At 47.6% G+C, this 14,161-nt stretch carries 8 protein-coding genes; all 8 read right to left on the bottom strand.

The window, feature by feature from the left end; all coding sequences use genetic code 11:
* Positions 1 to 72 precede the first annotated feature (72 nt).
* The 8 genes from D9T21_RS17965 to D9T21_RS18000 all read right to left on the bottom strand — a co-directional run bounded on the left by D9T21_RS17965 (position 73) and on the right by D9T21_RS18000 (position 14,161).
* Complete coding sequence (locus D9T21_RS17965; protein WP_123326603.1) at positions 73 to 1,662, bottom strand: glycosyltransferase; 1,590 nt, start codon at positions 1,660 to 1,662, stop codon at positions 73 to 75.
* Positions 1,663 to 1,716: 54 nt separating this feature from the next.
* Positions 1,717 to 2,937: a glycosyltransferase gene (locus tag D9T21_RS17970; protein ID WP_164464747.1), complete on the bottom strand. Its 1,221-nt coding sequence runs from the start codon at positions 2,935 to 2,937 to the stop codon at positions 1,717 to 1,719.
* A complete protein-coding gene (locus D9T21_RS17975) occupies positions 2,930 to 6,493 on the bottom strand; it encodes a 6-hydroxymethylpterin diphosphokinase MptE-like protein (RefSeq protein ID WP_123326605.1) in 3,564 nt (1,187 codons plus the stop codon). The genes D9T21_RS17970 and D9T21_RS17975 overlap by 8 nt, the downstream gene beginning before the upstream one ends.
* Before the next feature lie 34 nt (positions 6,494 to 6,527).
* Positions 6,528 to 8,816, bottom strand: coding sequence for a hypothetical protein (locus D9T21_RS17980; protein WP_164464748.1), 2,289 nt, complete (start codon positions 8,814 to 8,816; stop codon positions 6,528 to 6,530).
* The gene (locus D9T21_RS17985; protein WP_164464749.1) at positions 8,813 to 9,910 is read right to left on the bottom strand and encodes a LicD family protein; all 1,098 of its coding nucleotides are present in this window, start codon (positions 9,908 to 9,910) and stop codon (positions 8,813 to 8,815) included. The genes D9T21_RS17980 and D9T21_RS17985 overlap by 4 nt, the downstream gene beginning before the upstream one ends.
* 76 nt (positions 9,911 to 9,986) lie before the next feature.
* Positions 9,987 to 11,882: a sulfatase-like hydrolase/transferase gene (locus tag D9T21_RS17990; RefSeq protein WP_123326608.1), complete on the bottom strand. Its 1,896-nt coding sequence runs from the start codon at positions 11,880 to 11,882 to the stop codon at positions 9,987 to 9,989.
* A gap of 52 nt (positions 11,883 to 11,934) precedes the next feature.
* Positions 11,935 to 13,107 carry an acyl-CoA reductase gene (locus D9T21_RS17995; RefSeq protein WP_164464750.1) on the bottom strand — a complete coding sequence of 391 codons (1,173 nt, stop codon included), beginning with the start codon at positions 13,105 to 13,107 and terminating at the stop codon, positions 11,935 to 11,937.
* Positions 13,091 to 14,161, bottom strand: a complete 1,071-nt coding sequence (locus D9T21_RS18000) for a LuxE/PaaK family acyltransferase (protein ID WP_241155752.1) — start codon at positions 14,159 to 14,161, stop codon at positions 13,091 to 13,093. The genes D9T21_RS17995 and D9T21_RS18000 overlap by 17 nt, the downstream gene beginning before the upstream one ends.

Here is a 14,161-nt window from a genome sequence, read left to right on the forward strand (position 1 = left end):
CAGAGTCTCCGCTTTTCTATTAGCATCTGTAAGTAAATATCGGCCTTGGCTCTGATTACTTAAACATGCGGATTACAAATTTACTATTCGCTCACACACCCTGGTCGGCAGCATCTCATCTCTAAGGTGTTGCAGTTGAGGTGCATCTGCCGCTGCATCCTTCTGCTCCCGGGACAGTAACGATACCGCGATGTTAACCGCCTGGTTGGAATTTTGCGACTTAAACACCTGATCTTTAAAGCCAAACTTTGTCATTACTCGTTTGGTATCGCCAACATCGGTAGCCACTGCCTGACAGCCGTACAATAAAGCTTCAACCAGCGCATTGGGGTAACCTTCTACCACCGATGTCTGGATAAACAGATCAGCATAATGAAAATATTCATGCACATTAGACACATTACCTGGCAGCATCACCCTATCCGAGAGCCCCAAGCTACGAATACGCTCCTCAACTTCTTCGCGCATATCTCCATCGCCCAGCAGAATGGCTTTTGCGTCAGGAATAGCCTGTATGATGCCTTGGATAATATCGATATATAACAAAGGATTTTTCACCTCGGTAAGTCGCATGGCAGCACAAATCAACGGGCCGCGCTTATAACTGACTAGCAGATGCTCTACGCTCTCATCCTGACCTACCGGGTGAAGCTCGCAGGCATTATCGATCACCGGCAAAGGCGCATTCAGCGACAACCACTGCTGATAATATGCCGATGCTGCCCCGGCGTTAGCATACAGTGTGACCGCCGGGTGACTCAGAACCCTCTGATACAACCGGGATATATCATTAAGTGTCAGATAATGCGGCAGCGTATGGTAAATGTCCGGCTTCGCGCTGCGAACAGACAATACAATTTTTGGCACATCGGTAATACACGCCGCCAATCCGGCGAAGATATTGGTTTGATCCATAAAAGAAATCAGTTTCGATGGTCGGATCTGACCAAGCAAATGACAAAGCCTTTCCAGTAAATAAAACTCTTTAGCCATTAATAGCGGAGCGATTTCATTAGCCACTGATTGGGGTGAAAAGTCAGCCGTTGAATCCACCGTTTCGCGAACAGTCGCTACAGATTGATGGCGGATTCCCATAGCAATCAATTCGTCCAGCCAGTCTGATGGCCGCGACGGCGTCCAGGTGATCAGGTGGACACGATAGCCTAGTTGCACAAACCCCTTTGCAACTAAATACATTTGTCGCTCGGCACCGCCAAAAGACAGACTCGGTATACACAAACACACACAATCCGGTGCAGCTAGATCATCGCCTGTCGTGTTCGGCGCAAAGGTAAAATCGGGAATACTAACTGATGAGAGTAATTGTTGGACAGGTTTATCCAGATAACAAAAGGTATAATCTCCCAGAGCCTCAATTTGTTTCGAAATCGCCACACCAAACTGACGAATATCCGCCACTACAATGATAATCACTTCGTTACTGTTGTACTCTTTAAGCACCGTTGGGGAGTACACATTCAGGCCATAGCGCAGTCCCGTGCTTTCTGCACTTTCATCCTGCAACTGACCGTCAATAATGCCGGCAAAAATGAAACCATATTGTTGTATCACGTAGGGCAAGATAGCAGCCACGCCCCAGGCAAAAACCCTTTTTTGAGAATGAAGAGCCTCCTGAAACAATTGTGGGGTTAACGCATTCATAATTTGTTTGTGTTGTTATTATCAGTCGTAGGGATATCGCCCGGTTCACCGCACTTATCTGGCCAGTGACACATATAGCTTTTCATATTCTTCCACCATGCGCTGCAAAGAGAAAAACGGATCGGCAGCGTTTTTTTGTGTTTGGCTGGCATAGTGTTCAATGTCTGCCACTAACACCGCCTGCTGCGACGGCGCTACAAATCGATGCCGCTCACTTACCGGAACACATTCCTTTACCCCGCCAATATCAAAACCGAATACCGGCAAACCGGTACTAGCGGCCTCTATCACCCCTAAAGGCTGATTCTCAGCCTCGGCACAGTACAACAGCATGTCGGCAGCATTGAGATACTCGTTCATCAGACAGGCATCCTCAACAAACCCGGTGCTAATATAATTAAACGCCTTAAGATGATGCCGCGCGGTATCATCAATACGCCCTATCACCAGTAAAGTGAAAACTACCTGACGCTGTTTCAGAGCTTTAAGTACACTTAAATTATTATAGAAACCTTTGAAAACATTACGGGAACTATTCGCAGTAATGGCAATAACAAACGCCTGTTCATCGATAGCTAATGACGCTCTCGCCCTGTTTTTCGGCATCGGATAAAACACAAGCTGATCAATACCATTGGAAATTACCTTTACCTTTATGGCTACCTTTTGGTTAATCATCTTTTTTAACCACTCAGAAGGGGAAACCACGGTCAGGTTGCTGGCATGGCGCAGCACAAATAACTTTATCTTGTACAAGAAGCGGGTAAAATCAAATTTGCTCTGCAACGGCCAGGTCCCTATCTGGGGACAAGGCCCACACTCGCTGCTAAAGCGCTCACAGCCCAGCGGATGAATGCAGCCCGCCGTAACCACCGAGCAATCGTGAGCGGTCCAGACTACAGGTTTAAAAAAACTCAAAATTAACAGGGTAAAAGGCGAGATTGACCCGGAGATATCGTGAAAATGAAACACGTCAGTTTGACGAAACTCCTTTTTAAGCAGCAGCCGGGGCAACTCCATTGGCAGGATTTCCGGGAATCCGAGAGTTCGTAAATGCCAATGTATCTTCTTGATCAACTTTTCAAACCGACCGTACAGCGGGCGGTTGATTTGGTTGAATCCCTGCCGGGAACTGCGGGATAAATGAATGACCGTATGTCCTTCAGCAGTCAGGTTTTGCGCCAGTTGTTCGGCAATTTTACTGGCGCCACCGCCATAACGATCGGCTTTACTAAGCAGACAAATACGCAGCTTAACAGGCCTGATGTCACTCATCGGTTTGCTCATTATAGGTCAAGAACATTTTCTTCCAGGCCTGCCATTTCGCGTCGGTGAGTATTCCTTTAGTCAGGAAATCAGGATACCTATAATGCCTGGTTATTCGTGCCCGCACGCCTAAATTAAGGATACGTTCAGAGGAACGCAGAAAACGATTGGCAACCCCCACGGTTCGCACGTTATCAAAAACGAAGCTGTCTGAGTTTATGAAGCGCTCAACGAATGCCTCCTCTAGCGGCACCGATGCATCTTCTTTCAATTCGTACTTATGGAAAACATAGTCGAAGGCCTGTAATTGGTGCAGGTAGTCAAGAATTACCCAAACCCTGGCATGATGCTGACTTTGGATAAAACCCGCCCCGGTGAACACATTGCCCGGCGAAAACAATACACATGCCTTACCCTTCGCAGCTGAAACTAACTCTTCATTATTGATATCCTGGGTAATAATCAATGCGCCCTGATTAAACTGGTAACGCTGGAGAAGGGTCTGCCAGTCAAACTGAGCTGACCTTATATAAATCAACACAGGGGAATCGCAAACTTCGCTGGCTGCAGGGATGACTTCCTGACCAAACCCTACATCCACACTAAGCCCCTCAAACTCAGATTCACAGATCCGTTGCATCACGCTGGCAAAATCATTGCTGTCGGTGAGTAACTTAACATTACAATTTTTGATCTTATGGCGGGCGTAATCTTTAAATCCCCGGTCTGCCAGAGAGTGGGTGCAGTCAAAAGCGCCTTTATCAGTGGTGATGGCAAAGAGCATATCGTCGAACGTCGACGACCAGTGTTGCCGTGCTTCTTCGCACACTTCAAGCACTTTTTCCTCACCACCGGCAATATTCAACAAGCGTGTAAACAGCGCATTGATGAAATTAACCGTCCCATATAAATAGTAAAATAATAAACTCTTGCCATGCTTGTAAGAGGCGAATAACAGCACTTTTTGCTGTTCAATCAGAAACTCAATTTCGGCTATCGAGGTAAACGGCTTTTGGATGTAAGAGCGAAACACACCGAGCTCATGCTTAAGGGTTTCGTCACTGTATTTATTATCAAGTTTGCGCCTGAAGTCCGCGTAATCAATTGGCGCAAATGCTTGGGTTTTCACTTCCTTAAGGGCCTGTTCCTTATCCTGGGATGTGGTTGTAATAAGGATATTTTCAGCCTGTAACGCGTTAGTACCGCTGATTTTTGCACCATCGGACGTGTTGTAGCAATCGACCTTGTGCTGCGCCAGCGACTGCTCGAGCATGACCTTGGCTACTTTAAACTCGTACTTGGTGAACACCCGGGACGAAAAGTTACCTTCCACCATTATTGAGGTATTGTTCTTATCTGCGTAATCGTAATATTCTTCGCCATCACCATCATAGTAACCTGATGCTGAGGAGTGGTGTTTTTTCTGTTCTTTGAAGCCTAAATCAACACCAAACAAATACACCTGATCAAAACCCAGGCTCAGGATAAGGTTGAGCGAAAAGTTCGACACAGTAGGAAAGGCAAATTTTAACGACTCGAACTCGCTGCGATTTAACACTTCCAGGGTGGATGTAGTGGACGACTCGCCGTCTTTAAAGGCCAGATAGCTGTTACGGTAAAGCTCCACGGTATCGGGGTGAATACCGTTACAGGAAAGCAGGTCAATCTGCTTTAGGTAATCATAATCAGCTACCGATGCGGCCCAGTCGAAGCTTGAGCGGTTTTGTTCAATCTCTGAATGAAAGTCCGGCGTAATTCCATAGCGATTGAGTGACTGCAGTGACGTACCACAAGAAATCAGTATCGCTTTGTCCTGCCATTCTTTTATAAATTCAATAGCATCATCCAGCGACGGGCCATTACCAATCAGAAAAACCGGTACATCTTTGGATTGCTGAGATAAATAGCCGGCGGGTTTCCCCTTCAGAAAAGACTGCTGACTTTTAATCACACTGTGGGTTTGATTGATACCATAATAAGCGTGATCAAAGTACTCCCCCATGGCGATAACAGTTTGCAACTGTTCACGTAGTTGAGCCACCGCAGAGTTAAGTAATGAATTATAGTAGGTCTGGTAGAAAAAGGTATTGGCCAGAATATACGGACCAATGGAATAAAAACGGTTTAACAAATCGCGGAACAGGTTACTGCCGTCATCACCGATATTCAGGTACAGGCGACCACCGTCTTTATCTATTTTGGTTAAGATGGCGTGCCAGTCAATTGCGAACAACGAGCTGTAAAAAAAGTCACGGTTTGGCTCACATATAAATAAATTACCGATAGTGTGATTCTCACACAGCGTCTCGAGCTGATAGCCTGCGCCAAGACCAAACATAATCAGTGATTTCACTTCCTCCGGTAAACGCAACTTCGACTCTTCGGCTTTCAGAAGCTCCTCGGTTTCCTGCACCAGTTGGTAGTGTCGATAATGCTTTAACTTTGTCCCGGCATAACCCAGCACTACACCGTCCTTAGCCGGTGCTTCGCAAAATCCCCGATAGCTTGCCCGACATTCCTCTTTCGCCTCTTGACCATACCAGGTGGTTAGATCGTCGCGCTTGGCAATATTGACGGCTTGTTCATTATTCCTTTCAACTACCGGCAGCCAGGAGCCCGGCTGATAATCTTTAAACTCCTGGTAAATATCCGGAAAGTACGCTTTAAAAGCCGCCATATTAGACTGATAAAGGGTGTTTTCTGGCGTTACCGACTGATAGCTGAGTATATCAGCGGGTAAACTCCAGGCCGGCAAATACTCGTTAGCCTTTTCTTCGGTATTAACGGGCAAACCATTTTTTTTGAGCTGAGACCAGCAATATTGACGCAACCCGCTCTCTACAGAGCGAAAAACCGGATGGTTGTAGTGCCGGTACAAATAAAAGCCGTCTACCTCAACTGCCTGACGGAGTTCTTCCATGTCTTCAATCAGGTTACGGCCGTCCATACCGTACTGTATATAAATACCGGTGCCTTTTTGATTGGCCAGGGTAAAGATATGTGACCAGTCACATAGTGTCACTGAATTTTTAAAATACGCCTCTTCGGGCTCGTATATCACCAGATGTTTTATGTCGTAGTCGTTAAGAAGCGTTTCGATATGCCAGCCGATCCCAACCCCAAGTACCACCATTACGTCAAAACCGTCTGGCAATGGCACAGCCGAGGCTTTTTGTTGATAGACTGGAAGTTCGGTTAATGTTTGCGGCTGCTCGCTATCAGAATTTTCGCACAGGGGGTGTGGCTCAGAGGCTGAAAAGTCTACATACAATGGGTGATGACAAAACAGTTCAAGGTGTCTTGCTACTTCCTTAACAGGCTCTAATCCATAGAGTGTGCGCCCGGTGCCCAAATCGACTAAATTTATGTCACCTTGCTTATTACTGAAGACCGATACGTAGCCTTTATCTTCAGTAGTAACGACATTCATCATCGACGGCATGCTCTGGGCGAAAGCATAAACATTTTTTTTATGTGTTTTGGCAATATGTCGCGCTAACTCACCGTCTAATAAAAGCTGCCTGTCTTCATCCGAATCCAAATGTAGCTTAATATTTTTTAACATGTATATTTATCCGGCATTCAAAGTAATTGAAAAATCAGACGCTTATAATCTGAACTTGCTGTGCTATCCCTAACTCTCTGGCTACGGAAGTAATATTTTTAACTATCTCTTGTTTAAACGCATAAGAGGTAACGACTATTTTGCGGCTACCTTTATTCAGCGCCTGAGCAAGGCTTTCTACTTCGACGCCTTTTAGGCGATATGGCCCGTTGACGTCTGCTTTTCGATCAATCAATCGCTCAATAACAAAACCATTTGAGGCAGTCAGTTCATTAAACTGTTCAAAGAAAACACCAGCCCCATACAAGGTGAATTGCTGCCAGCCCCGCTCTTCTATCAGCTCAATCAGATTGAGAATATTAAGATAACTATCATTTAGCAGCAGACCTTCCCGGCGATACAGAAAATCTTCATCGATGACACTGCAAATCGCCTGAGGCCAGTGCAGGCGGCCTATCTGCCACTGCTCGTGTTCATGTAAGCTTTCTATCACCTGCTGTGTGCCCAACCGCTTAACTTCGGCGATTTGCGACTCTGCAATCACCGGATACGTTTTATCTGCGCCAAAATTATCCTGATGAAACAACTGAGTATACACAATGCTTTCATTGTAAGTAGGCAATCGCACATAGCGCGCCAGCATCGCTATTGCCTGATCAGCATTCACTGTCTCAAAGCCATAACGGTTGAAGCAATCAAAAAAGGTCTCTATTCCAGCGTAAAAGCTGTCAACAATAGAGGTATTTTCCGGGGTCGACTCGCCAAGAACCGGTTTGGCCTGCTCATCGTACCCCAGAGTGGTGCCCACATCGCCCAATAAAAAACTCTCTATACATTCAGGCGAGCGCCAGAGCATACGTCTGAGATTAAACTTATCATTGTGGGCACCGATGAAGCTCTCATACAGGGTACCCAGTCGCTGATAAATACGATTGGTAGAATAAAACAGCAAATTGGTTCTGGCCCGCTCACCAAGGGCCAGCTCAAGGTGACTCTGGATAGTACCGCCGTTACCCAGGTCAACAGTAATGCACTGCGATAACGGGGAGTCGACCTCGTTGTGGAAATACTCTGCGAAGCGGCGTTTTTCTGCCTCAATACGCTGCTGAACAGCCTGTTTTGACTTTTCGGCCTGCTGATAAAGTAAACTGAGGATGTTTTTGCCATTATGAAAAACACTATCGGAGTTTTTAAACTCCAGCGCTGAAAACTGTTGCAAAATGTCATCCTTCTCCAGCATAAAATCAGCGTAAAAATTAGCGATGGTATAACCCCTGCGCTTGATAAAAATATCCATCAGGCCGCTAAACCAGTCATCATCCTCAATATTCACTGCGGGCCAGAACGTAGACTTGCGTGACACATATAACCTGATAATCCGCAAACCACAGAGGCCTCGCTGTGCGAGCCGCTTTTCTATGAGGGGTGCAAAAACCTCTCCCTCGCGCATCAGACACAGCACATTACTGGCCTTGCTGGCCATGCTTCTATTGATAACCCAATCGCAAAAACTTAATAATGCCGGCCCCCAGGTGAAGCCTGAGAGCTCGAACGCGCTGGGCATAACCTCTGCAGGTTTGTGGGTTGAGGCCAGAAAGCGAACGGCATTAAAATCACATTGCGCTGAATACAGTTTACGTTCAGTATCAAGGATCCGCTTACTATCGAGTAATGGGCCAACACGCACTGTCTCTATACCAAACAGGTTGGCATTTTTGATATCTGCTATGGCGTTATCACCCACGTGCAGCCAGGATTCAAAAGGTTGGTCTGCCAGCTCAGCGACACGTTTAAACAAACCGCCCGAAGCTTTATTTACTTTATGTTCTGATGACACATAAAGTGGGATCGCCTGTAAAGCCGGTTCGTCATGAAAAAAGCAGTCGCGGATCTGCTTAGCCGATAAATACATATCGGAAATAAAGACCACTTTGACACCCGGCGTGTTTTGCAGCTTTAAAATAAGCGATTTAAGTGTATCGTCAAGAAAACCGTAACGGGCTTCTGTTGCCAGCTCAGCGTTTAACAGCAGGCATTGATCTGCTCCACCCATCGGTAAATGACCGATGATTTGCTCCAGGGTAACCTCTCGATGCTCTGTTTTATTTTTCAGCTCGCGTTCAGCATAATGCCGTAGCTCCTCGTACTCAGACGGCATCATGTGTACAGTTAGTTGCTCGGCCACTGCAGCAAAGGCTTCAGCAAATATGCGCGTTGGCCGGGCTACTTTGCGAAACACCAGGGTATCGAACAAATCGAAGGACACCATGCGAATATCACGCTGAGTCAGGCTCTGCTCAATGGCATGCGTCAACTGGCTCATAAGCATATATCATCCCTGGACTCAAAATGTGAGAGCAACAATGCCATTGTTTCAGCATTAGCTACGAGCGTGGGGTTATCCACTGCCCCGTTCCAGCTTTTAACCGGCGTTTGCCAGTCGCCGTAATGCTCCTGCAGAAAAATTTCAGGTTGTACAGGGAAACACAGCGGTCCGGCTGTAGTTTGTCTTACCTCAGTGGGTAAAAACCCGGCGGTACTTATCACATTAGCATTTGGCTCAAACCAGTAGGTTTTCTCGCCCACCTGATAGTGAATGATATAGTCCACCATCACGCCACCTTTGAAGGCCTGTAAAAATGCCGGTAAGCGGCCCTGGCTGAATTTAGCCGGTGCCGGTGATGCCCACGTATTGCCGTAGCGAGCCTGAAGGAAAGCTTCGGTTTGTGCCGGTACAAAAAACTTCAGTTCGCCAACCAGAAGCTCTTCGGGAGCCGCCAGTACATTGGCGTCCAGCCTGTGTTCGCAATTAAGATCGCGCCACATTCCCTTACCTTCTGCAAACGCGAAGTTAAACAGATTCACACGCCAGCCGGACTGCTCAACGGTTAACCCTTTGCCCTGCTCACCTTCACTGCTGACATACCATGAATCCACCTCCCCGAGGGCGGCGCCAAGGGCTACCAGCTCACTGTCGCTCATCGGCGGGATCAATAGCGATAAGGTATCAATTTCAGGATTCAGTTGCCCATCACGATATAGTGAAAGTAAAGTACCGGTGGTCAGCACATAGTCGATGTGCTGCTCTTCGAGACTTTGGGTAATGGCATGCAAAACTGCCAGGCCTTGTTGTAATGCCTGACTATCACGCGCGCCTACGAAATGTTTGCGGCATTCAAAACCAGCGGCTCTGAGCGCAGGTTCGAGCTCCCACACATTCTCAATCTGATGCTGATATACACCAAAATCGATATCTTTATCCCAAGGCAGAAAATCATTATCCCGCACCATGCCGAGCAAAGAGCCGCCAATCAGAATAGCTTCTATGCCGGCTTCATCCGACACTGCCAGTGCATCCCGGCACACCTGATGCACATTGGCATACTCCGAATAGATTTTATTAAGTGAATATTGCATTGTTATCTGTCGGTTACCGCGCATTTATTTATATTTTATCGGTTCAGCCTGGGAAAACATTAATGCAGGCGACGGTTTACTGCTCTGTGGTGATTAAACCCTTACTGAGCAGATTGTGCCCCAGCATAGTGGCTACCCACTGCTTGTCCTTTACCGGTTGAGAAAGCCAGCGCCCCTGCTCAAACTTAAACTGATATATCTGATTAAACAGTCGATCAAACCAGTACAGGTCATTTTCGTATAACAGGCTGAAATTAGCCGGTGTGTTACCTTTAAGCGTAGCAGAGTGAAAAAAGTAGCATTTGTCACGGTCATCCAACGCCAGCGACTGACCATGTCCTGCAATATCATGATTTATACCCAGCAGATCCAGAAATGTAGGGAATAAATCAAAATGTGACGAGTGGCTGATAGTTTTGCTCTCAAGCTTTGGATGAGTCAGCATAAACGGCACCTGAGTTTGTTCAGGGATCACAGAATTACTGTGAAAACTGTAACCATATTCGCCGAAGGATTCACCGTGATCGCCGGTAAACACCACGAGGGTATCCGACAGGTCCACCTTTTCAGCCAGCCGGTTTAAAAACTCATCAATAATAAAATCCACTTCCTCCACCGCATTCAGGTACAAAGCTTTCTGCGAGCTTCCCTGGTGCTGATTAAAACGCTGTTTATCCACCACCTCATACGGCATATGTGTCTGATCATTGATCAGGTGCAAAAAGAACGGTTTGTCACTCACCTGCCGGGCTACCTCATCCACCATATTCCACAGGCGATAATCTGCGGTGAGTCCATTGGCAGGAATATCGTCGGTTCCCCATACCTGGTCAAAGCCGATGCGTTCCAGCAGTTTCCAATAATCATACAGCCCGGTGTTAGCGCTATCGAGGAACAGAGTATGGTAACCCGCTTGTTGCAGTGCCTTGATATACCGCGGCTCGCCGCCGTAATAGGCTGAGTCAGGCTTATTGTAAGGGTTATTGGAGTAGAGGCCGGTGTACATTTGATTGGTCGACACCGTGGTGTTGGGGCATAAACTGAAGTGCTGTGATGACAGCCAGCGGTTAGCGTTAAATCGCTTCACCAGCGACGATTGCACTGGTGCGTCATCATAGGGCTGTACATAACACCCCAGCGACTCCATGGTAATAAGAATAACATTGGCGCCTTTACAATGGCCAAATAACTCGCTTTTTTGGGTGGGCTTAATAGCGGGCACATAAGGACGCAAGGGCTCTCCATCGGCAGTGTCCGGTGCGCTGAAATTATCACTTAACAAAATATTAGGCAGCAGGCTGGGCGTAGTAAAAAATTCAGCTTTTGCTTTCGCTACTGTGGCATAGCCATTTAATGTCAGTACCGCTAAAATTACCGCGAGCATTATTATGCCGTTGGCGCCAACCGGAATGCCCGGGATCAGCGGCAAACTGACCAGCAACCCGCCAATACAGGCCCAAATCATGCGGCTTTTCGCTCCAGTCTCAATAAAGCTGCCACAAAGCAACCATAAAATGCCTCCCAGACAGGCAGTCACCGCCCACATCTGCATGGCAGCAAAAATGAAGCAAGCGATTGCCATAAATGGAATTAACACCGCCGGTTTAAACCGTTTGAGTACCTCCAGCAAATGGGGAATGCCTTTCATCAGGCCTTTGGTGCCTTTAAAAAACCACATAATGGTTTCCCGGTTCACCTCAATCCGGTATTGCACAAACAGCATGGCATCAAGCCATATTAATACCGCATACAAACTCAGCAGCGCCGTACTGACAATAGCGGTAATACCGCTAAAGTGACATAAAGCAACGTGGCCAACTGACACCAGCAGTAACCAGTTAATGTCTGCCAGCGACGCGGCTTTACTGAGTGCCCCGCGCTTTGCCCTGAGCTGTTTATTCAGCAACAGTAATGGCAGTAGCGCCCCAAACAGCACCAGGCTCTGCGATAACAAGTTGGTTATGGTCAGCATAAAATCAGTCCGTTAACGTCGGTTTGACCCATACAGGGACCTAAAGCGATACTCACCAGAATACTTCCGGTAAATCCACCCCATCCCATACGGGTGCAAACTCCAGCGCCTTACCCAATGGCACAACACGCTTAAATTCCCCCTTTGGCGTAGTCAGTTGGTCAGTCACGGCGTAGCTAATTGTTTGTAATTTTGCTGAGCAGGCGATCTCATTTACCGTGCCGATATCTTGTTCCACTACCAGCCCATCCCCCTCATGCGCTTCGAGCATAGCCGCAGTCAGAGAATTGACTTTACACCGGGCAATAGGACCGGCATTACATACCTTAGCGAAGGTAGCAGTTTTGCTACCCGCTTGCTGACTCAACTTCATCCCCCACCCTGCGGCGAGCTTTTGTAGCAAAATATGCTGATTTACCTTATGGCTTGTTTCAAACTGATGATCCAGTTGCACAATGCGTTGTTCAACGGCAGTCCAGAACAACCCCTGATAGTCAGGGGCGGTATTGAGCCAGTAAATGGCTTTTGGTGACGAACAGGCCTGTTGCGTAAATGGCAGCAAATCGGTTAAAAACCGGCTGGCCAGCGCATTAATATCACTGTTTTCGTCCAGTTGTATGAGTGCTACTGAAAAGCGATCGGGAAAGCAAATCTGGGCGGTTTGAGGCGCGATTGCCGACACGGCTTTTATGGCTTCATCGCCGCCCCAGATAACCCTTAAATCACACCAGTTGCTCAGTTGCTCCGTCACCTGTTCGTGCCGGGCATCGTATTCAACCACGGCTATCTGATTAGCCAGGACCTGCCCATCGGGTATATTCAGGTATTCCTTCAGCAGTGAAATTAACACCCAGGTCACCTCGCCGCTGCGCTGACTTACCCTCACGATGTTCTGATTAGCACAGAGTACAGAAAGCAGTACCGAATACATAAACACCGTATCAACGTTGGCCGGGGCAATATGAAACACCCGATGGCGCTTTTTGTTTAGCAGTTCAGTTGGCATGGTTGCGGTTATCTGCGCCAGGTGCGCCTGACGAAACCAAAACGCCAGGGCAACAATTTCCGGATGTTCCCGCGCCGTATTTTGCTTGAGTAAAAATGCCGCAAACCCAGCCACCGACGCGCGGATTTCAGCAAGTGACGGCGACCTGTTTTGCTCAGGATTATCAGCCTTAATGTGCCACCTTAGTGGTAGTGGATTATCATTAAACAAAGGTATCACTGCATCCCTTCACTTGTGCTTTAGGCACCCGGCCGTGCACCTTAAAATATTTCCCCAACCGGCCACAGGCGCAGTCATCTTCGCCAATAATGGTGCCCAGATCCTCGGTCAGCAGGCAATGGCCCGGGTAACTGGTTGGTAACACCGAGTTGACCTGAATTAATCCCGTTACACCGTTCTCCAACACACTTAAATCGGCTGGGTCACGAATGAGCACATCAGACCAAACCGGAGTGTGCAAATGGCCATGTTCACACTGCATATATATCGTGCCGGTTTGCTCTACCATGCCGTAATAGTCATGCACACTGACATTGCCCAGGGTTTGCCGAATAGCCGTTTTAAACTGCTCGTCGGTTACCGCCTGCTCCTGCATTTTCTTCCAGCCACCGCCGTGGATGAGGATGGCATTGGTTAAATTAACAGTAAGACCCTGACTTATCATCGCCTGAATAAACTGCTGCCAGACAATAAACGTAAAGCCAAATATCAGCACCGGTTGCTCACCGTGCTCGGTAAAAAACGCCTGAACTTTATCCACGTCCAGTTGCATTTCATCATCCAGCGCGTAGCAATGGTGGCGACCAAAAAAAGATAAGCCTTGCAGCCCTGCGGCTCTGGCGGTCATAGCGCCGGCTTTTTTTACCGTAGAAGGGGCATCGATTAACAGCATGGGGCGGCGCTGTTTCCCTAACCAGCTTTGCAGAATCTTCACCAGCACCTGACTCTGGCGCTTGGCCGAGGGTCCATCCAGGGTAATCTTTGAGGCCTGTCCGCTGGTACCTGACGAACGCATTTGTCTGAACACCTCGGTTTGTTCAATACTGGCCAGTTCAAGATCTTTAAATAAACGCGTGGCTACGGGCAGTTGCCCCGGGCTTGGGGCACTGCTGAAATCAAACGGGTTACAGTCAACCAACTGCCGGTAAGCCTGACAATGCGCATAATGATGGGCACTTAAGCTCTGTAGCAGTTCATCCAGCATGGCTTGCTTCTGGGCACTGGCCAGGCCATAAACCGGTAAATCAAATAAGTCGGGCGGATAGCTAAACAC

Origin of the sequence: Marisediminitalea oceani (genome assembly GCF_003731635.1) — a bacterium.
Taxonomy (GTDB): domain Bacteria; phylum Pseudomonadota; class Gammaproteobacteria; order Enterobacterales; family Alteromonadaceae; genus Alteromonas; species Alteromonas oceani.

Bases quoted from the DNA above. Each gene is read 5' to 3' on its own strand.
- D9T21_RS17965 (WP_123326603.1), bottom strand. From the start codon at position 1,662: ATGAATGCGTTAACCCCACAATTGTTTCAGGAGGCTCTTCATTCTCAA.
- D9T21_RS17970 (WP_164464747.1), bottom strand. From the start codon at position 2,937: ATGAGTGACATCAGGCCTGTTAAGCTGCGTATTTGTCTGCTTAGTAAA.
- D9T21_RS17975 (WP_123326605.1), bottom strand. From the start codon at position 6,493: ATGTTAAAAAATATTAAGCTACATTTGGATTCGGATGAAGACAGGCAG.
- D9T21_RS17980 (WP_164464748.1), bottom strand. From the start codon at position 8,816: ATGAGCCAGTTGACGCATGCCATTGAGCAGAGCCTGACTCAGCGTGAT.
- D9T21_RS17985 (WP_164464749.1), bottom strand. From the start codon at position 9,910: ATGCAATATTCACTTAATAAAATCTATTCGGAGTATGCCAATGTGCAT.
- D9T21_RS17990 (WP_123326608.1), bottom strand. From the start codon at position 11,882: ATGCTGACCATAACCAACTTGTTATCGCAGAGCCTGGTGCTGTTTGGG.